Raw genomic sequence first — 18,155 nt, forward strand, 5'->3', positions numbered from 1 at the left:
AGGCAGCCACCATGAGGAGAGACCACGGTGCGGCAGCAAAACTGGCCAAGGCATTGGGCATCGTGTTGGGAACCGAACAGATACCACTGCGCCTGAAGGCCTGGGACGGTTCCGAAGCCGGCCCGGAGGGGGCACCCGTCCTGGAATTCCGTTCCCGGCGGGCCCTGCGCCGGATGCTGTGGTCGCCCGGGCAGCTGGGGATGAGCAGGGCTTACGTCGCCGGCGAGATCGATGCGCCCGGGGACGTCTTCGAAGCCTTCTCGGCGTTGAGTTCGGTGGGAAAATTCACCGAGCCCGGTCCATTCCGGCCGCCCACCCCCGCCGAACTCTGGTCCCTGGTCCGCACCGCCATCCGGCTGGGGGCCCTGGGCCCCAATCCGGCGCCGCCACCCGAGGAGGCCCGGATCCAGCGCAAAGGCAGGCTGCATTCGCGCCGCCGGGACTCGGCCGCCATTTCACACCACTACGACGTCGGCAACGACTTCTACGCCCTGGTGCTGGGGCCGTCAATGGTGTACTCGTGCGCCGTCTGGCCCGGGGATGCTGAGGGTATGCGGGGCCCGACGGCAGGCGCCCGCCTGGTGGAGGGGCTGGACGCGGCACAGGAAGCGAAGCTGGACCTTGTCTGCCGGAAGCTGGACCTGAAACCCGGCATGCGCGTGCTGGACGTGGGCTGCGGCTGGGGCAGTTTCGCCCTGCACGCGGCGGGAAAGTACGGGGCCACCGTGGTGGGCGTAACGCTTTCGGCGGAACAGGCGGTCCTCGCCCGGAAACGCGCAGCAGATGCCGGGCTGACGGACAAGGTGGACATCCGGGTCCAGGACTACCGGGACATACCGGACGGGCCGTTTGATGCGGTCAGTTCCATCGGCATGTCTGAGCATGTGGGGCGTGAACATACCCCCGGCTACGCGGCGGCACTGTTTGCGCTGCTGCGGCCCGGCGGCCGGCTGCTCAACCACGCCATTTCCTGGAACGCCGGACCCACAAAGCCGGATCCGGATTCGTTTATCCCCCGGTATGTCTTTCCCGACGGCGAGATGATCAGCCTCGGCGAGATGGTTGCGGCCCTGGAGTCCGCCGGTTTCGAGGTCCTGGACGTGGAGGCGCTGCGCCGCCACTACGCCTTGACGCTGCGCGCGTGGGTCAGGCGGCTGGAGGAGAACTGGGACCAGGCGGCCGGGCTGGCCGGCCTGGGCCGGGCCCGGGTGTGGCGGCTGTACATGGCTTCCAGCGCGCTGGGCTTTGAGAACAACCTGACCGGAGTGAACCAGGTCCTGGTGCAGCGGCCAGGCGGACAGGAACCTCCGCTGCGCCTGACAGCCTGGCTCTGACGCGCGGGGTCCGGATTTAAAGCAGAAGAGGAACCATCCTTGAAGGATGGTTCCTCTTTCCTTCTCCTGGTGGAGAATCGGGTGGAGCTGAGGGGACTCGAACCCCTGACCCCCTGCATGCCATGCAGGTGCGCTACCAGCTGCGCCACAGCCCCGTACTTTTGCCGTTCCGGTCGAATTCCCCGGAGCAACCTGACCAGCTTAATGCACTTTTGCGGATGCACCAAATCGGGAAAGTCTGCGGCGTGCAGCCCATAAGTAGGGCGACTGGAGCAGCCCGTGGATGGGGTCCGGAGGCCGTCGACTTCCTGGCGGGAAACAAAAAATCCGCCGGAATCAGATGATTCCGGCGGATTTGTCCGGTGGAGCTGAGGGGACTCGAACCCCTGACCCCCTGCATGCCATGCAGGTGCGCTACCAGCTGCGCCACAGCCCCGGATTGTTGCTGCTCTTTCAAGCTTTCTCCGGGTCTCCCCCGAAGCAACTCAAATATCTTAGAACAGCAATTCCGAAAATTCCAAATCGGGAATATTCGCCGCGCCGGTGCGCCAGCTACTCGCCTTCGGAAGCTGCCGCTGCCTTCGCGGAGGCGTCGTCACCGAGCTGGAGGTCCACCACGGGGCAGTCCTTCCAGAGACGCTCGAGGGCGTAGAACACCCGGTCCTCTTCATGCTGCACATGGATGACGATGTCGGAGTAGTCCAGCAGGACCCAGCGGCCACCCGAGCGGCCTTCACGGCGCACCGGCCGCAGGTCCTGCTTGGCCAGCTCTTCCTCGATACCGTCCACAATGGCGTTGACCTGGCGTTCGCTGGGCGCGGAGGCGATGAGGAACACGTCCGCCAGCGCCAGCCGCTCACTGACGTCAAGTGCCACGATGTCCTGGGCGATCTTGTCCGCGGCCGCCTTTGCGGCGGTGCGGGCTATGGTGATGGATGAATCTGATGCAGTCACGGGACTCCTTGTTGGTGAAAAAATGTGGGGGCTCGCCGGTCAGCTGGAGATGCCGCTGATAATCAGGAAGATGCCTGAGATGAGCGCCACGATGCCGAAAAGCAGGATGCACAGCTGCAGTACCCGGTTCCGCTTTGCCCGGGCCAGTCCGGCAGTGGCCGCGTCCAGGGGGTCGAGCCCGTAGGCTGAACTGGCCGGGACCCTGGGCAGTTCATCAGCGAGTCCCTCGGACTGGTCTTCCGGGAAGACAACAGCCTTGGGACGGGTGGCCGCGCGGGCGGCAGCCTCGGCGCGGGCGATGACCTGGGAACGGCCGGATGCGCTGTCCGCCGCTGCCTGGTTGGGCCGGCTGGCGGGACGCCGCTGCTTGCTTGTGCCGGCAGGCGGGACCTTTGTACCGGGGCGGGTGGCAACGGGTACGTGGGAGGTGGCCGGCGGCTTCATCACCGGGCGGTCGATGCCGGGAACCTGCACAAACTCAAGCGGTGTGACCATGGCCAGGTTGCTGGCTGTTGACGGGCCGGGGCGCTCCTGGGAGGCTGCGTCTTTGGTGGCCGGGTCCTTAGCGGGGACCGGTGGCGTGCCGGCCTGCTCGGCAAGTTTTTGCTTGGCGAGGGCGCGGCGGTTCATGACGGCGGCTCGTTCGGCGAGGGCAATCTGCTCCGCCAGAATGTCGGGGTCCACCGCTTCCGGATCCATGGAGGCAATGTGCTCCATTTTGGCGATCTGGTTCCTGGCCTGCTCGGCGATAAGTGCCCTGGCAGCAAGGGCCTGCTCAACCGTCATACCCTCCGGTCCCCCGGAGCGGGCAGCGGCGGCCGGTCCTCCCTTGGCGGGCGGGTTCTTCGCTGCAGGCGGCGTCATGGCCGCAGGCGAGGCGCCATCCTGTGCCGGCTGCGGCTTGTGGCCCGCCCCGGCGGCAGGTTCGGCGGGAGCAGCCGAAGGACCCGCGGCAGGCGGAACGATGGGGTTGGCGGCGGTCAGCGCCTGTTCCTTGAGCTGCTGCAGGCGGAGCTGGCGGCGGGTGGGCGGACCACCGGCGGCAAGCTGGCCTTCTTTTTCTTCCAGCTCTTTGATGGTGCGCAATGCTGCGCGGTCCCGGGCCCGGATCTGGGACGACCGCTGGGTGGAAACCGGGTCGGCAGTCTTGGCGGCGGCCGCCTGCGCGCCGGCGGCAGGAGGGGTCACATCAGCGCCCGGGCCTGCCGGGCGCTTGGCGTCCGGCAGCGCCGCAGGCTGCCGGTCAGTGGCAGGGGCAAGCTGCTCCGGGCCTGTGGACACGGACGCCTGCTGGGCGTCCCTGGCCTTCCGGAGTTCCCGGCGGCTGCGGATGGGGGGCTGTTCCTGGCTCATTGAGAACTCATTCAGTACTGGCTGGTTCACGTGCTTCGGAGGATGGCTGGTTCCCGTCCGCCGGCACCTGGGCATAGAGACCGTACTTGGCGATGTACTGCACCACACCGTCCGGCACCAGGTACCAGACGGGGTCGTGCGCCGCGACCCGGGCCCGGCAGTCCGTGGAGGAGATGGCCATGGCGGGCACTTCGAGCAGGCTGACGTCGTCCCGTCCCATGCCGTCAAGCACATGGCCCGGGCGGGTGACGCCGACGAAATGGGCCAGCGACCACAGTTCGTCGATGTCCTTCCAGGACAGGATCTGGGCCAGGGCGTCCGCCCCGGTGATGAAGAAGAGATCCGCATCCGGACGCTGCGCGCGCAGGTCACGAAGGGTGTCAATGGTGTAGGTGGGGCCCGGACGTTCGATGTCCACCCGGCTCACGGTGAAGCGCGGATTCGAGGCCGTGGCAATCACCGTCATGAGGTACCGGTGCTCGGGCTCGCTGACCTGTTTGTGGGACTTCTGCCACGGCTGGCCGGTGGGGACGAAAACCACCTCGTCCAGGTCGAACTCGGCGGCAACTTCGCTGGCAGCAACCAGGTGGCCGTGATGGATGGGATCGAACGTCCCACCCATCACGCCCAGGCGCAGCCTGCGGCCGGGGCCGCTGTGGCGCAAAACGCGGGAAATGTTAGTGGCCCTGCCCGTGATCGTGCTTGTTCGGGTGCTGGCGGTGGGGATCCGCGTGCTCCTCGGTCGCAGCGTGGCGGTTGCCCAGGTTCTTGTAGGAGAGGGTGATGAACATCAGCACCAGGAAGATGGCGAAGATGACCACGCCGAAGACCCACGGCTCAGCCCACAACGGCGCGAGTTCGTGTTCTTCGCCTTCGGCGACGGTCATGGCGATCTGCTGGAGCAGCATTTTCTCCCCTAGGGTTTCAAAGGTTGGTGGCAGCGGAAAGGTCCGCTGCTTTCTGGCGTCTGGTCTATGTTACCGCGTTGCTACCCGCGGACTTGGCCCTCGCCCTGCACGATCCACTTGGTGGTGGTGAGCTCGGTCAGGCCCATCGGACCGCGGGCATGCAGTTTCTGCGTGGAAATGCCCACCTCGGCACCCAGCCCCAGTTCACCGCCGTCGGTGAACCGCGTGGACGCGTTCACGATGACCGCTGCCGAATCGACTTCGGCAATGAACCGTTCGGCGTTGGCCAGGTTGTTGGTGAGGATGGCTTCGGTGTGGCCGGTGGACCAGGTGCGGATGTGGCTGACGGCCTCATCGAGGCTGTCCACCATGGCAACGGCCAGGTCCAGGTCCATGTACTCGGTGCCCCAGTCCTCATCCGTGGCCGGTTCCGCCTCGATGTTGGCAGGCAGGGCGGCACGGATGCGGTCATCCGCGTGCAGCCGCACGCCGGCCTTGCCCAGGGCGGCAGCGACGGCGGGAAGTACAGTGGACCCGGAGTGGACCAGGAGCGTTTCAACGGTGTTGCAGACGCTTGGCCGCTGGGTCTTGGCGTTGAGCAGGATCTCCACGGCCATCTCTTCGCCGGCGGATTCGTCGATGAAGATATGCACGTTGCCCTCCCCCGTCTCGATGACGGGGACGGCGGAGTTGTTGACCACCGTCTGGATGAGGTCACGGCCGCCGCGGGGAATCAGGACGTCCACCTTGCCGCGGGCCCGCATGAGCACGTTGGCGCCGGCGCGTCCGTACTGGTCCACGGTCTGCACGGCGTCGGCGGGCAGGCCGACGGATTCGAGTGCCTCACGCAGCACCCGCACCAGGACCTCGTTGGTGGCCTCGGCAGCGCTGCCGCCGCGGAGGATCACGGCGTTGCCGCTCTTGAGGGCCAGGCCCGCGATGTCCACGGTGACGTTGGGGCGGGCTTCGTAAATGGCTGCCACCACGCCCATGGGGACGTTGACCTGGCGCAGGCGCAGGCCGTTGGGCAGGGTCTGGCCGCGGACCACGTTGCCGACGGGGTCGGGCAGGTTGGCCAGGTTTTCGAGCGCTGCCACCAGCCCGGCGATGCGGGCCTCGGTCAGCGTCAGGCGGTCAAGCATGGCAACGGAGGTGCCGTTGGCCTTGCCGGCGGCAACGTCCGTGGCGTTCGCGGCCAGGATCGCCCGGGTGTTTTCCTCCAGGGCGGCGCCCACTGCCCGCAGTGCCCGGTCCTTCCAGGCACGGTTGGCCATGGCCATCCGGCGGGCGGCGGTGCGTGAACGGTCGGCGATGGCGTGGACTGCAGCCTGGACCTCGGCCTCGGAGAGGGGAACCGAGGCGGATTCCGGCGCTGCTGCAGGCGTGCCCGGCTGCGCACCGGCAGCGGCAGCGTCTACGGAATTGTCAGCAGTGTTGGAAATCAGGGCCTCAGTCATGTTCCAAGTTTAGGCGAGCCGGGGACTCAGACCAGAACCAGGTCGTCAACATGAACAACTTCGCGGTCGTAGCCAGTGCCCAGTTCCTCCCCGAGGTCCCGGGTGGACCGTCCGAGCATGCGCGGCAGTTCCTCGGACGAGTAGTTCACCAGCCCGCGCGCCACCACGGTGCCGTCGACACCCGCGATCTCGACGGCGTCGCCGGCTTCAAAATCCCCGTGCACCGCCGAGATGCCCGCGGGCAGCAGGGAGGTGCGGTGGTGCCGCACGGCCCGCACCGCGCCGTCGTCCAGGACCAGGCGGCCCTGCACGGAGGCGACGTGTGCCAGCCAGAGGAGACGGACGGGTTTGCGTGAGCCGTTGACAGTGAACCAGGTGCCCACGTCTTCGCCGTTCAGGGCGGCGGCCGCGTTGGGCGTGGAGGTGACCAGGGCGTGGATGCCGGAGCCGGCGGCCATGGTGGCTGCCTCCACCTTGGTCATCATCCCGCCGGTGCCGACGCCGGCCTTGCCGGCTTTGCCGATGGTGACGCCTTCGAGGTCGTGGGGTCCTTCGACCAGGGGAATCCGCTTGGCCCCATGCGACGGCGGGCCGTCGTAAAGGGAGTCGACGTCGGACAGCAGCACCAGAGCGTCGGCCCGGACCAGGTGCGCCACCAGGGCGGCGAGCCGGTCGTTGTCGCCGAACCGGATCTCGTGCGTGGCGACGGTGTCATTCTCGTTGACGACAGGGACCACGCCCAGGTTCAGGAGCCGGTCAAGGGCCCGGAAGGCGTTGGTGTGCTGGCTCCGGCGCATCAGGTCTTCGGCGGTAAGCAGCACCTGGCTGACCGTCACGCCGTGCGCCCCGAAGGCCTGGGTGTAACGGGCCATCAGCAGCCCCTGCCCCACGCTGGCCGCGGCCTGCTGGGTTGCGAGGTCCCGCGGCCGCTTGGCAAGGCCCAGCGGGGCGAGCCCGGCGGCAATGGCGCCGGAGGACACCAGGATCAGTTCCGTGCCCGCGTTGCGCTTGGCGGCCAGGGCATCGGCGAGGGCGATGAGCGATTCCTCGGCGATGCCGCCCTTGATGCTGGTCAGCGACGACGAACCGACTTTGACCACCACGCGCCGGGCATTGGCGAGCACACTCCTGTCCACGGCCCGGGTTTCCGGTTCCGCGGCGGCCGTCCTAGAAGTCATCGGCGTCGAGTCCGCTTTCCTTGAGGGGCTTGGCCACGCGGCGGCTGCTCACGGACTCGGTCCAGATGCCGGCCTTGCGCTCAGCCTCCAGCTCGGCCCGGGCCGCAGCCTTGGCATCCTTGCGCTCCTGCTGCTCTTCGCGCTTCTGGCTGCGGGTGGGGCGGTCACCAATGTCCGCGAACCGGACGTCCGTTCCGCGCGGGGACGCCAGGAGCTCGGCACCCGCCATCATGGTGGGCTCCCAGTCGAAGACGACGCCGTCGTCCTCGCCGATCACCACGGTATCGCCGGGCTTGGCGCCCTGCTTGAACAGTTCCGTTTCGACGCCGAGCTTCGCCAGGCGGTCGGCGAGGTAGCCGATGGCTTCCTCGTTGGTGAAATCGGTCTGCTTGACCCAGCGCACGGGCTTCTCGCCCAGGACCCGGAACAGCGGCTCCAGGTTCTTTTCCTCGCGGCGGATCCGGAAGCCGGTTTCGTTGACGGCGCGCGGCCGCAGCACGGCCGGCTGCACCTTGGGCGGCGCGGCAGCCACCGCGTCGCGGGCCGCCTGGACGATCTCCGCCATGGCGAAGCCGAGCTGGCGCAGTCCTTCATGGCTGGTGGCGGACACCTCGAACACCCGGTACCCGCGGGACTCCAGCTCGGGGCGGACGAAGTCGGCCATGTCCTTGCCGTCCGGCAGGTCCACCTTGTTCAGCGCCACCAGGCGCGGACGGTGGTTCAACGGGACGACTTCGCCGTCCTGTCCGGCGTAGCTCATGTCCACGGCGTACTTTTCGAGCTCGGCCTCGATGATGGCGAGGTCGGAGAGCGGATCGCGGTCCGATTCCAGGGTGCCGCAGTCAAGGACATGGACCAGCGCGGCGCAGCGCTCCACGTGGCGCAGGAAGTGGTGGCCGAGGCCCTTGCCCTCGCTGGCCCCTTCGATCAGTCCGGGCACGTCGGCGATGGTGAAACGGACATCGCCTGCCTGCACCACGCCAAGGTTTGGAATGAGGGTGGTGAAGGGATAATCGGCAATCTTGGGCCGGGCGGCGGACATGGCGGCGATCAGGCTGGACTTGCCCGCAGACGGGAAGCCGACCAGTGCGATGTCCGCGATGGACTTCAGCTCCAGGACAATGTCCCGGGATTCGCCCTCGATGCCGAGGAGCGCGAAGCCCGGAGCCCGGCGCTTCTGGGAGGACAGGGCCGCGTTGCCCAGGCCGCCGATGCCGCCGGCCGCCGCCACAAATTCGGCACCTTCGCCCACGAGGTCCGCCAGGACGGTGCCGTCCTTGGACTTCACCACGGTGCCGTCGGGAACAGGCAGGACCAGGGTCTCGCCATTCTTGCCGCCGCGCCAGTCGCCCATGCCGGGACCGCCGTTGGTGGCGTGGCGGTGCGGTGCGTGGTGGTAGTCAAGGAGGGTGGTGGTCTGGTGGTCCACGCGCAGGATGACGTCCCCGCCGTTGCCGCCGTTACCGCCGTCGGGCCCGCCGAGGGGCTTGAACTTCTCGCGGTGGACGGAGACACACCCGTGGCCGCCGCTACCGCCGGATACGTGCAGTACTACCCGGTCTACAAAGCTGGCCACGTAAATCTCCTCAGTGCTGTTTTCGCGGCGCCAAAAGCGCCATCACGATTGTAATGCGGTTAAAAGAACAGTGGAGCGGGCCATCAGGCCCGCTCCACCGCTTTAATGCTGGTTGTTACTCTGCAGCTGCAGCAGCAACGATGTTGACGACGCGGCGACCGCGGCGGGTACCGAATTCAACGGCTCCCGGGGTCAGTGCGAACAGGGTGTCGTCGCCGCCACGTCCCACGCCGGCGCCCGGGTGGAAGTGGGTGCCACGCTGGCGGACGATGATCTCGCCGGCGGAAACTACCTGGCCGCCGAAGCGCTTGACGCCGAGGTACTGAGCGTTGGAGTCGCGGCCGTTGCGAGTGGAGCTCGCGCCCTTTTTATGTGCCATCTGAAATGCCTGCCTCTAAATTCTGGGGAATTTGCTGAAAAACCTGAACAGTAACCGGTGGTTACTTGATGCCGGTGATCTTGACCTTGGTCAGTTCCTGGCGGTGACCCTGGCGCTTCTTGTAACCGGTCTTGTTCTTGAACTTCTGGATGACAACCTTGGGACCGCGGAGGTCCTGGAGGATCTCAGCCGTAACAGTCACCTTGGCCAGGTCAGCAGCGGCGGAGGTGACCTTGTCACCGTCTACCAGGAGCAGCGCGGGCAGCTGTATGGTGCTGCCAGCCCCACCGGCGACGCGGTTCAGGGTAACGAAGTCTCCGACGGAAACCTTCTCTTGGCGGCCGCCTGCGCGGACAATCGCGTACACCACTTGGGAACTCACTTCTCTCGACGTTTCTAACTAAATTTGCGTGCGGAACCGGCTCTAACAGGCTGGCTTCTCGCTGTGCCTCAACGCCGTGGGGTCATAACCCAAGTGTTGGCGTAAGCACCGAAGAACTAGACTACGCTAATTTCGTCTTCGGCCGCAAATGAGGCTGGCTCCGGCGCGCCGGCTGTGATAGCAACCACAGGCCGGCCGGGCGGCGGGACCGCGCACCAACAATGGTACCGGCGGGACGGGGCCCGGAGGCTCAGGCGTGCAGCCGCGGCGCGTCGAAAAAGTCCACTTCCAGGCGGCAGGACTGTTTAAAGGCCGTGACCATGGCCGCCCGTTCGCCGTCCGAGCCGGCCCGTCCGGTCGCGTCCACGATGGCGATAGCCTTGCGGGTCGCTGCGGCAAAGTCCTCGTCAGCGTAGGTCCGGAGCCACTCCGCGTAGGGGTGGCCGGCCGGTTCCCCCGCGGCGAGGAACTGTGCGTGGAGGGTCTTGCCCACCTCCGCATACAGCCAGAAGCACGGCAGGACAGCCGCGGCAAGCACCGCGTAGCTGCCCGACGCCGAGGCCGCGGTGAGGTGGTCGACGTAGGACTTTGTCACGGGGCCGAGTTCGGCCCGGACGGGACGCGTGCTCAGCCAGGACCGGTGCAGCTCGGACTCAACCTCCAGGCACTGCTGCGCGGATCCGGCCCAGAACAGCTGCTCCGCGTCCGTGGGGGCCAGGGCGCTTGCCCGTGCCAGCACGCGGGAGTAGCCGTTCAGGTAAATGGCGTCCTGGGCCAGGTAGTAGGCAAATTCCCGTTCCGGCAGGCTGCCCGAGACCAGGCCGCGGATGAAGTCCAGGCGGTAGATGGCATCCAGGTCCGCTTCGGCTTCCGCCCGGAGCAGGGCCTCAAACGCCCCCGGCTGCGGAACGGGCCGCAGGTGGTGGAAGTGGTGCACCGGCCCGTTCCCGGTCCCTACCTCAAGCCGGGCAGAGTCCCCCAGCGCTCCTGCCAGCCAGGGCTTCACTTCCCGCAGCGCCGCTTCCCAGTCCCCCAGCCGCGCCTGCACCGTGGCCATTGCAGAGGACAGCGAGCAGCCCGTTCCGTGGCTGTTCCTGGTGGCCACCCGCTCCCCCGGCACCTCGATGACTTCGGTCCGCAGCAGGCCGGCGGTGTTGACCAGGGCGTCCGGGCACTGCGCACCTGACAGGTGGCCGCCCTTCACCAGCACGGTTGCTCCGGTGGCGTCGGCCAGCTTCCGGCCTTGTTCCAGGGCCCCGGCCCAGGAATCCTGGGGCTCTTCGCCCACGAGCATCGCAAGTTCGGCCAGGTTCGGCGTGATGAGGTGGGCCAGCGGCAGCAGGTCGCGAAGCGCCGCCTCGGCGGATTCCTGGAGCAGCCGGTCGCCGCTGGTGGCCACCATCACCGGATCGAGGACCACGACGGCGGGACGCACCTTCTCCAGCCAGGTCCGGACTGTGGCGATCACCCCGGCGTCGCCCAGCATGCCGATTTTGACGGCGTCGATGGTGATGTCGTCGCTGATGGCGTCCAGCTGGCTGGCGAGGAATGACGCGGGCGGCAGGTGGACTGCCGCCACGCCGCGGGTGTTCTGCGCTGTGAGCGCGGTGATGGCGGCCATGCCGTAGCCGCCGTGAGCTGCAATGCTTTTCAGGTCCGCCTGGATGCCGGCGCCACCCGACGGGTCCGAACCGGCAATGGACAGGACGCGCGGCACGTCCCGGCCTGCCGCCGGCCGGGCGGACGCGGCCTGGACGGTTGCATCCGGGACAGCGCCTGGCTGGGAAGTTTCCGCGGGTATTAAGAGCGTCGAAGACAAAAGACATCCCTTCGCCGGTACTAGCCGGACAGGTTCAACGGGTCTGGATCTCAGCCGGCCCTTCGCGCGGCACCCCGTGTCGGTTTCCCAGCCTAGCCGCTGACATGGGAGCCCGGGAAAAGTGACAGCCCCCGCATGCAGGAAGTCCCCGCTTCATGGACCGTTCCCCCCGGGATGCGGAGGGGAATCGTCCATGAAACGGGGACTTCCCGGTGGCTGGCCCTGCCCGGGCTAGATGTATTGTCCCGGCAGGTTGGTGACACGGGGATTGATTTGAAGCAATAAGAGGACCTCCGGGTGTTGTGTGGTGCTTGTCGAGAGCGAACACAAACCAGGAGGTCCTCGTGTCCCACCGTAACGCGTTTTTGGCTCATTCGGGGCGTCGGCAGCTGGCCCGTTGCATCGTGGTTGATGGGTGGCCGTTGCGCCGGGCTGCTGAGCGGTTCAACGTTTCCGTTCCGACGGCCGCGCGCTGGTCCCGCCGCTACCGGGAGTTGGGAGAGGCTGGGCTGCAGGACCGGCGGAGCCGGCCGTTGACCTGCCCGCACCGGACCCGGGTGCGCACCGAGAGGCGTGTGCTCGGACTGCGGGTGAACCGGCGGTGGGGCCCTGCCCGGATCGCCTATCACCTGCACCTGAACGTCTCCACGGTTCACCGCATCCTGGCCCGCTATCTCTGCCCTCCGCTGCGGTTCACCGACCCGGCAACAGGGATCAGAGTCCGTGGCCGGGACCGCGCCCGCAGGTACGAATACGCGTGGCCGGGCGAGATGATCCACGTGGACGTCAAGAAACTCGGCCGGATCCCGAACGGTGGCGGCCACCGCATCCATGGGCGGGTGCAGGGCGAAGCGAATGCCCGGGCCCGGAACCTCGCTGAAGGCCGGACCAGGGGCCGGGGCCAGGTCCGCGGCTACACATTCTTGCACCACGCGGTGGACGACCATTCCCGGTTCGTTTATTCCGAGATCCTGCCGGACGAGACCAAGGAGACGGCCTCGGCATTCATGCGCAACGCCATCGCCGCGTTCGCCGCCCAGGGCGTCAGGATCCAGCGGGTCCTGACCGACAACGGCTCCTGCTACCGCTCCCGTGCCTTCGCCGCTGTCCTGGCCGAGGCCGGGATCAGGCACAAACGCACCAGACCATACCGGCCACAGACCAACGGGAAGGTTGAGCGGTTCAACCGCATCCTGCAGGAGGAATGGGCCTACGCCAGGGCCTACGGCTCAGAAGCCGAACGGCAAGCCTGCTACCCGGACTTCATCCAGTACTACAATCGCCGCAGGCCCCACACCGCACTCAAAGGCGCCTCACCAGTCAGCCGTGTCACCAACCAACCGGGTTAGTACAGCTAGAGCTCCGAGGCAGGAACGCCGACGCCCAGGATGATGGGCGCTTCGGCGGGCTTGGGCGCGCCTTCCTTGCCTTCCGGTGAGGACGCCGCGGGTTCCGGGGCCTTTGCAGCATGGGTATGTCCGGCACTGGCCGCCGGAACGTTCTCGTGCTGCTGCACGGTGGTTTCGTTGGCGGCACCCTGGGCGCGGCTGGCGCTGCGGTTGCGCCGCGGCCGGCGCTGGCGGGACTGTTCCAACGTGTGGTCCGACCAGTCCTTCCCAGCTTCCGCGGGGGCAACCGGCTGCTCCACCTGCGCCGGAACGGCCTCGGGCCGCTTGGCTTCCGGCTCTTCCGCCGGTGTTTCGGCGGCAGGTGCCGGTTCGCCCAGGTGGGCGAACGCTTCGGCAAGCCTGTCCAGGGTGAGGGCCGGGCGGGGCTGCTGCTCTTCCGCATGCTCCACGAACGGAAGGACAACCTTCTCGCCGCCGAAGGTCAGGACAGCCGCAGGACGTGGCGGGGTGCCGGCGTCGTGCTTCTCTTCCACGGCCGGCGCTGCCGGCTGGGCGGCCGACTGCGCCTGCCGGGCCGCCGCAACCTCGTCGTCATGCAGGTGCGCAGCATGCGCGGCCGCCGCGATGTTGGCAAGGGCCAGCCGGGTGGCTTCAGCCTTGGCGTGGCGCTCGGCGTCGGCCGGGTCCGGATGGACGGTGTGGACATGCACCGCGGCTGCCGGGGCAGCCTCGGGCTGCTGGCCGCCGCGTCCGCGCCGGCGCTTGCGGTCAGGGCGTCCCCCGGGCTGGCTGCTGTCGGTCCGCTGTCCCTCGTTCCGGTGGCCTTCGGCCCGGGCGTCAGGCCGGTTGTCGGTGCGCTGGACATGGTGTTCAGCGGCAACGATGTTGGCGCGGCGGTGCTCCACGGGGTCGTCGTGGGTGACGACACCGCGTCCGGCGCAAGCCTCGCACTGCTCCCCAAAGACCTCCAGGAGCCCGGTGCCCATGCGCTTGCGGGTCATCTGGACCAGGCCCAGGGACGTTACCTCGGCGACCTGGTGCTTGGTGCGGTCGCGGCCCAGGCACTCCACCAGCCGGCGCAGCACCAGGTCGCGGTTGGATTCCAGGACCATGTCGATGAAGTCGATAACGATGATGCCGCCGATGTCGCGGAGCCGGAGCTGGCGCACCACTTCCTCAGCTGCTTCGAGGTTGTTCTTGGTGACGGTTTCCTCCAGGTTGCCGCCGCTGCCCGTGAACTTGCCGGTGTTGACGTCCACCACGGTCATGGCCTCGGTGCGGTCGATCACCAGGGAACCGCCGGACGGGAGGAAGACCTTCCGTTCCAGGGCCTTGTGGATCTGCTCGTCGATCCGCCAGGCGGCGAAGATGTCCTGGTCCTTGGTCCACTTCTCGAGACGGCCCACCAGGTCCGGGGCAACGTAGGTGACATAGGCCTCGATGGTGTCCCAGGCCTCTTCACCGGAGACGATCAGCTTGGAGAAGTCCTCGTTGAAGACGTCGCGCACCACCTTGATGGTGAGGTCCGGTTCGCCGTACAGCAGTTCGGGAGCCAGGACCTTGGTGGAGGTGGACTGGCTTTCGATGCCTTCCCACTGGGCGCGCAGCCGGTTGATGTCGTGGGTGAGCTCTTCCTCGGACGCCCCTTCCGCCGCGGTGCGCACAATGACGCCGGCCTGCTCCGGGAGGCGGTCCTTGAGGATGCGCTTGAGCCGGTTGCGTTCGACGTCGGGCAGTTTGCGTGAGATGCCCGTCATGGACCCGCCGGGGACGTACACGAGGTAGCGGCCGGGCAGCGAGATCTGGCTGGTCAGGCGTGCGCCCTTGTGGCCCACCGGGTCCTTGGTCACCTGGACCAGGACGGTGTCGCCCGACTTGAGGGCGTTCTCGATCCGGCGCTGCTTGCCTTCGAGGTTGACGGCTTCCCAGTTGACTTCACCGGCGTACAGGACAGCATTGCGGCCGCGCCCGATGTCAACGAATGCCGCCTCCATGGAGGGCAGCACGTTCTGGACCTTGCCCAGGTAGACGTTGCCGATCAGCGAGTCCTGCTGGGTCTTGGAGACGAAGTGCTCGGCGAGGACGCCGTCCTCGAGGACTGCGATCTGGATTCTGTCGTCGCGCTGGCGGACGATCATCTGGCGGTCCACGGATTCCCGGCGCGCCAGGAACTCTGCCTCGGTGATCACCGTGCGGCGGCGCCCGGTATCGCGGGACTCACGCCGGCGCTGCTTCTTGGCTTCAAGGCGGGTGGAACCCTTCACGCTGGTCACGCGGTTGCTCACGGGCGCTTCGCTCACCGCGCGGGGCGCACGGACGCGGGTCACCGTGTTGGGCGGATCGTCGTCCCCGCCGCCGGTCAGTTCGAGGTCCTGGTCGCCGCGGCGCCGCCGGCGCCGCCGGCGCGAGGTGACGCCCTCTTCCAGGAGTGCGGACCCTTCGTCGCCCTCCGCTTCGGCGTCTTCGCCGGCGTCGCCGTCAGTGGCAGCCTCCGCGGCCCGGTCTTCGCTACGGCCGCGGCTGCGGCGGCCACGGCTGCGGCGCCTGCGGCGGCCAGCTGAATCGTCGGTGTCGTCGTCCTCGGCGTCGTCCTCTTCCACTTCCTCGGGGACGGCCGGAGCCGGGCGCACGACAGTGCTCAGGTCGGGGGCCTGGAACAGTACGGAAGTAGGGGAAGCCGGTTCCAGGAACAGCGAGGCGAAGGGGCTGGCAGCCTCCTTTGCAGGCTCCTCCGTCTCGGTTGCTTGCCCGGCCACTGGCTGTTGCGGCGCTTCACTGGCGGCGGCAGCGTCCGACGGCGTCTGGCCGGCGTCCGCAGCTGCGGGCGCCTCTTCGGACGCTGCCTCAGGTGTTTGCTCCGCGGCAGGAGCTGCGACGGTGTCTTCCGCTCCGCCGGCAGCCGCCTCCGGCTGCGCGGAAACAGTTTCCGCCGGCGCAGCTTCCGCAGCCGGCTCTGCTGCTGCAGCCCCGGCTGCCGGGGCAGCGGCCTTCCGGGTGGCAACTCGACGGCGGCGGACGGGTTTCTCTTCCGCTTCCGGCGCGGCAGGCGCGCCCTCGGCGGCATCAGCCGAAGCGGCTGCGGTCTCTGCGGCGTCGCCGGCGAACACGGGGAGGGGCTCCGCGGCGTCTACCTTCTTGCGTGCACGGGTCCGGCGGGCCGGTGCCTTGGTTTCCTCCGCCGCAGCCTCGACATTCTCCGCGGTGGCGGCGTCGGCCGGGACAGTGGCGCCGCCGTCGTCGGTTTTCGGTGCCGCCTTGCGGCGGGTCCTCTTGGGTGCAACGGCGGGCTCTGTGGCCGTCGTTTCGCCGTTAACGGCCAAGTCTTGCTCGTTTTCCATATGCAGCTACACTCCTGCCCCTGACGTACCGCCACATCCGGCACCCATTGGGGCACATATTGTCAAAACCCGCAGGCGTTGACAGAAGTCAAGTGGATACTCCCAGGTTCGCACCGGCATTGGGGTGCGGCAGCCCGTGGGAGCCGGGGGACGTCCTGAAACCCGTTGTTCTACGTGCCACAACCAGGTGCCGTCCAATGGAGTCGCGGGAGTGCTGTCAGCCTTCGAAGCCTGCCCTGCTCATCATTGGCGGTCTTGAGAACAGTCCACCGGACCGGAGTCCGAATGTGGATCGGCTTCCAGCCAGGTTCATTCTCTCACATCCGGACTAAATCACGGCGGAGGCGGAGGCTGCGGACCTTTTTTCCTGGGAGTGGCATCCAGCCCGCGGCGTTACAATCGGGCAAGGAGCACCGGACGAAAAGGACCCCATACCAATGCCCAGCATCTCCCCCGCCAGCGGCACCGAAGCCCCGGACCGGACCACCGGCCCGGACACCAGTTCCGCAGCCGTGCCCTTCATGGCCCGCAACCGGCCTTTCGGCTGGCTGCTGGTGATCACCGGGGCCGTCGGCTGGCTGGCTTCCGGGACCCTGGTCCTGGAAAAGCTTGCCGTGCTCCAGGACCCGAACCACACCACCGTGTGCGACGTCAATCCCTGGATTTCCTGCGGGGATGTGATGAAGACCTGGCAGAGCTCCCTGTTCGGCTTCCCCAACATGTTTATCGGGATCGTGGCGTTCGCCGTCATCATCACCGTAGGCATGGCACTGCTGTCCGGCGCCACCTTTGCCCGGTGGTTCTGGGTGGGCCTGCAGACGGGCGTCACCCTGGGCTTCGCGTTCGTGGTGTGGCTGTGGTCGCAGGCGCTCTACGACATCCACATCCTGTGCCCCTTCTGCATGATCGTCTGGGCCGCCATGATCCCCCTCTTCATCTGGGTCACCATCCGGAATATCAGCGCAGGCATCATCCCGCTCCGCTCCGGCGCAGCACGTGTTGTGGCTGATTCCGGCTGGATCATCGTGGCCCTGCTCTACGTGGCCGTCGCCGCCAGCATCTTCTTCGCGTTCATCCAGGTGTTCGCGGGAACGTCAGGATTCTAGGCGCATTAACGGCAAAGGGAAGGCCGGTGTTCGTCAGAACACCGGCCTTCCCTTTTGCTTCGTTCAGGTCGCCTAGAACCAGATCTTGATCTCGCGCTCGGCTGAATCTGTGGAGTCGGAGCCGTGCACCAGGTTCTGCTGGACCTTCAGGCCCCAGTCGCGGCCGAAGTCGCCGCGGATGGTGCCCGGGGCCGCCGTCGTAGGATCGGTGGTGCCGGCCAGCGAGCGGAAGCCCTCGATGACGCGGTGGCCCTCGAAGATGGCCGCCACCACGGGTCCGCTGAGCATGAACTCCACCAGCGGCTCGTAGAACGGCTTGCCAATGTGCTCCTCGTAGTGCTGCTCGAGCAGTTCGCGGGTGGCTTCCACCTTCTTCAGTTCAGCAAGGGTGTATCCCTTGGCTTCGACGCGGGCCAGGATGGCACCGGTGAGGTTACGGGCGACGCCGTCGGGCTTGATCAGGACGAGGGTGCGCTCAGTGGTCACAACTGCTCCAATGCGTTGGTGGGGTTTCGGGACAAGTCTACGGGGACCCGCCGGCAGGATCCGGCCGGTTTAGGGGGTTTGCGGCTGGCCGGGACCGGCGGCCTGGTCCGGGTGGGCTGCTTCCCACTCGGCCTGCTCACGCTCGCGCTGGGCAGCTTCGCGGTCCAGCCGGATGCCGGTCCTGATTCCGTACCACCAAGCCAGTGCGAAGAGGGCCCCCACCAGGAACATGGCGGGTTCGAAGATGCCGGTCAGGACCAGCACGATCTGCAGGATCCAGCCGAGGCCGACGCCCCAGGGCTTTGTCAGGACAGCGCAGGCCAGGACCATGACCACGCTCAGGCCGATGCCGACGCCCAGGATCAGCGCCGGCGGAAACTCGCCGCGTCGCAGGCCAAAGACCGCCAGGGTGGCGAAGAACATCACGAATGCTTCCAGGAGCAGCACCGTGGAGGCGAACATGACCTTGGTGGAGCGGCGCTTCCGGGGCATGCCCGGCCGCCACTCCCGCTGGGCCTTGGTGAGCCTGGCCATTC

16 protein-coding genes, 2 tRNA genes and 1 riboswitch are annotated in these 18,155 nt (G+C 67.5%); of the genes, 3 read left to right on the forward strand and 15 right to left on the reverse strand.

Annotation, left to right across the window (positions count from 1 at the left end):
* Positions 1-11 precede the first annotated feature (11 nt).
* Positions 12-1,334: a class I SAM-dependent methyltransferase gene (locus ACJJV6_RS18760; protein WP_407709545.1), complete on the forward strand. Its 1,323-nt coding sequence runs from the start codon at positions 12-14 to the stop codon at positions 1,332-1,334.
* Between the two features lie 82 nt (positions 1,335-1,416).
* Here ACJJV6_RS18760 and ACJJV6_RS18765 read toward each other — a convergent pair.
* The 12 genes from ACJJV6_RS18765 to thiD all read right to left on the reverse strand — a co-directional run bounded on the left by ACJJV6_RS18765 (position 1,417) and on the right by thiD (position 11,238).
* Positions 1,417-1,489: transfer RNA gene (locus tag ACJJV6_RS18765), tRNA-Ala, on the reverse strand.
* Between the two features lie 208 nt (positions 1,490-1,697).
* Positions 1,698-1,770 (reverse strand) — tRNA-Ala (locus tag ACJJV6_RS18770).
* Between the two features lie 116 nt (positions 1,771-1,886).
* Entirely contained in the window at positions 1,887-2,288 is a 402-nt protein-coding gene (gene rsfS, locus ACJJV6_RS18775; protein WP_009356354.1) for a ribosome silencing factor, read from the reverse strand.
* Between the two features lie 39 nt (positions 2,289-2,327).
* Positions 2,328-3,641, reverse strand: a complete 1,314-nt coding sequence (locus ACJJV6_RS18780; protein ID WP_407709546.1) for a hypothetical protein — start codon at positions 3,639-3,641, stop codon at positions 2,328-2,330.
* A 7-nt stretch (positions 3,642-3,648) separates the two neighbouring features.
* Positions 3,649-4,263 carry a nicotinate-nucleotide adenylyltransferase gene (gene nadD / locus ACJJV6_RS18785; RefSeq protein ID WP_009356356.1) on the reverse strand — a complete coding sequence of 205 codons (615 nt, stop codon included), beginning with the start codon at positions 4,261-4,263 and terminating at the stop codon, positions 3,649-3,651.
* A 55-nt stretch (positions 4,264-4,318) separates the two neighbouring features.
* The gene (locus ACJJV6_RS18790) at positions 4,319-4,549 is read right to left on the reverse strand and encodes a hypothetical protein (protein WP_009372865.1); all 231 of its coding nucleotides are present in this window, start codon (positions 4,547-4,549) and stop codon (positions 4,319-4,321) included.
* 80 nt (positions 4,550-4,629) lie between these two features.
* The gene (locus ACJJV6_RS18795) at positions 4,630-6,006 is read right to left on the reverse strand and encodes a glutamate-5-semialdehyde dehydrogenase (protein ID WP_407709547.1); all 1,377 of its coding nucleotides are present in this window, start codon (positions 6,004-6,006) and stop codon (positions 4,630-4,632) included.
* 26 nt (positions 6,007-6,032) lie between these two features.
* Complete coding sequence (proB, locus tag ACJJV6_RS18800; RefSeq protein ID WP_407709548.1) at positions 6,033-7,184, reverse strand: glutamate 5-kinase; 1,152 nt, start codon at positions 7,182-7,184, stop codon at positions 6,033-6,035.
* Positions 7,174-8,760, reverse strand: a complete 1,587-nt coding sequence (obgE, locus tag ACJJV6_RS18805) for a GTPase ObgE (RefSeq protein WP_133351821.1) — start codon at positions 8,758-8,760, stop codon at positions 7,174-7,176. Before obgE ends, proB begins: the two co-directional genes overlap by 11 nt.
* Positions 8,761-8,875: 115 nt before the next feature.
* Positions 8,876-9,139: a 50S ribosomal protein L27 gene (rpmA, locus tag ACJJV6_RS18810; RefSeq protein WP_009372867.1), complete on the reverse strand. Its 264-nt coding sequence runs from the start codon at positions 9,137-9,139 to the stop codon at positions 8,876-8,878.
* Between the two features lie 61 nt (positions 9,140-9,200).
* A complete protein-coding gene (rplU, locus tag ACJJV6_RS18815; protein WP_035751639.1) occupies positions 9,201-9,509 on the reverse strand; it encodes a 50S ribosomal protein L21 in 309 nt (102 codons plus the stop codon).
* Positions 9,510-9,771: 262 nt separating this feature from the next.
* On the reverse strand, positions 9,772-11,238 hold the full coding sequence (gene thiD, locus ACJJV6_RS18820; protein ID WP_407709549.1) for a bifunctional hydroxymethylpyrimidine kinase/phosphomethylpyrimidine kinase: 1,467 nt from the start codon (positions 11,236-11,238) through the stop codon (positions 9,772-9,774).
* A gap of 91 nt (positions 11,239-11,329) precedes the next feature.
* A riboswitch (TPP riboswitch) is annotated at positions 11,330-11,427 on the reverse strand.
* A gap of 257 nt (positions 11,428-11,684) precedes the next feature.
* Here thiD and ACJJV6_RS18825 point away from each other — a divergent pair.
* Positions 11,685-12,689 carry an IS481 family transposase gene (locus ACJJV6_RS18825; RefSeq protein ID WP_407708878.1) on the forward strand — a complete coding sequence of 335 codons (1,005 nt, stop codon included), beginning with the start codon at positions 11,685-11,687 and terminating at the stop codon, positions 12,687-12,689.
* A 5-nt stretch (positions 12,690-12,694) separates the two neighbouring features.
* On the opposite strand, the gene ACJJV6_RS18830 is transcribed toward ACJJV6_RS18825, so the two are convergent.
* The gene (locus ACJJV6_RS18830) at positions 12,695-16,027 is read right to left on the reverse strand and encodes an Rne/Rng family ribonuclease (RefSeq protein WP_407709550.1); all 3,333 of its coding nucleotides are present in this window, start codon (positions 16,025-16,027) and stop codon (positions 12,695-12,697) included.
* Positions 16,028-16,464: 437 nt separating this feature from the next.
* On the opposite strand from ACJJV6_RS18830, the gene ACJJV6_RS18835 reads away from it, so the two are divergent.
* Positions 16,465-17,133 (forward strand): vitamin K epoxide reductase family protein, encoded by a 669-nt coding sequence (locus ACJJV6_RS18835; protein WP_354176074.1) that lies wholly within the window; start codon positions 16,465-16,467, stop codon positions 17,131-17,133.
* Between the two features lie 72 nt (positions 17,134-17,205).
* On the opposite strand, the gene ndk is transcribed toward ACJJV6_RS18835, so the two are convergent.
* Together ndk and ACJJV6_RS18845 are read right to left on the reverse strand one after the other, a co-directional pair.
* Positions 17,206-17,619 carry a nucleoside-diphosphate kinase gene (ndk, locus tag ACJJV6_RS18840; protein WP_009372870.1) on the reverse strand — a complete coding sequence of 138 codons (414 nt, stop codon included), beginning with the start codon at positions 17,617-17,619 and terminating at the stop codon, positions 17,206-17,208.
* Positions 17,620-17,688: 69 nt separating this feature from the next.
* The gene (locus tag ACJJV6_RS18845) at positions 17,689-18,153 is read right to left on the reverse strand and encodes a DUF4233 domain-containing protein (RefSeq protein WP_009372871.1); all 465 of its coding nucleotides are present in this window, start codon (positions 18,151-18,153) and stop codon (positions 17,689-17,691) included.
* Positions 18,154-18,155: the final 2 nt, after the last annotated feature.

Origin of the sequence: Arthrobacter nitrophenolicus (assembly GCF_045833485.1) — a bacterium.
GTDB classification, from domain to species: Bacteria; Actinomycetota; Actinomycetes; order Actinomycetales; family Micrococcaceae; genus Arthrobacter; species Arthrobacter nitrophenolicus.

Excerpts from the sequence above, each read along its gene's own strand:
- ACJJV6_RS18760 (WP_407709545.1), top strand. The coding sequence starts at position 12 with ATGAGGAGAGACCACGGTGCGGCAGCAAAACTGGCCAAGGCATTGGGC.
- ACJJV6_RS18780 (WP_407709546.1), bottom strand. The coding sequence starts at position 3,641 with ATGAGCCAGGAACAGCCCCCCATCCGCAGCCGCCGGGAACTCCGGAAG.
- nadD (WP_009356356.1), bottom strand. The coding sequence starts at position 4,263 with ATGGGTGGGACGTTCGATCCCATCCATCACGGCCACCTGGTTGCTGCC.
- ACJJV6_RS18790 (WP_009372865.1), bottom strand. The coding sequence starts at position 4,549 with ATGCTGCTCCAGCAGATCGCCATGACCGTCGCCGAAGGCGAAGAACAC.
- ACJJV6_RS18795 (WP_407709547.1), bottom strand. The coding sequence starts at position 6,006 with ATGACTGAGGCCCTGATTTCCAACACTGCTGACAATTCCGTAGACGCT.
- proB (WP_407709548.1), bottom strand. The coding sequence starts at position 7,184 with ATGACTTCTAGGACGGCCGCCGCGGAACCGGAAACCCGGGCCGTGGAC.
- rpmA (WP_009372867.1), bottom strand. The coding sequence starts at position 9,139 with ATGGCACATAAAAAGGGCGCGAGCTCCACTCGCAACGGCCGCGACTCC.
- ACJJV6_RS18830 (WP_407709550.1), bottom strand. The coding sequence starts at position 16,027 with ATGGAAAACGAGCAAGACTTGGCCGTTAACGGCGAAACGACGGCCACA.
- ACJJV6_RS18835 (WP_354176074.1), top strand. The coding sequence starts at position 16,465 with ATGCCCAGCATCTCCCCCGCCAGCGGCACCGAAGCCCCGGACCGGACC.
- ACJJV6_RS18845 (WP_009372871.1), bottom strand. The coding sequence starts at position 18,153 with ATGGCCAGGCTCACCAAGGCCCAGCGGGAGTGGCGGCCGGGCATGCCC.